This window comes from Pseudomonas sp. HY2-MNA-CIBAN-0224 (genome assembly GCF_040310285.1).
Classification (GTDB): domain Bacteria; phylum Pseudomonadota; class Gammaproteobacteria; order Pseudomonadales; family Pseudomonadaceae; genus Aquipseudomonas; species Aquipseudomonas helleri.
The window spans coordinates 1-250 of the sequence record NZ_JBEOPQ010000764.1 but is presented as its reverse complement, the minus strand read 5'-3'; the positions used below and the strand labels follow the sequence as shown (position 1 = coordinate 250).

Annotated in this window: 1 protein-coding gene; it reads left to right on the top strand. The window is 39.2% G+C overall.

Annotated features, from left to right (window positions below):
• Window positions 1-250 (top strand): hypothetical protein (locus AAEZ03_RS28385; protein WP_350583297.1); only part of this gene is annotated, 250 nt, incomplete at both ends.

Here is a 250-nt window from a genome sequence, read left to right as displayed (position 1 = left end):
GCGTTACTGACTTTAATTTGCCATCGCTACATTTGTTGCATGATGAAATTATCGTCACCCTTAAAGACACTGAGATTCATCTAAGCGAATTTAACGATGATAACAGTCAAGCGCCTTTATTATTAGACTCTATTACCGTGCTAAAGCAGCTGTCTTGTATTTTTGAGCTGATTTCTTTGGTTGGTGCAGAAGTGTTAAATACCGCCATCGTCAATGGTCTGCAGCGCCTTTATGACAGTGGTGATAATAA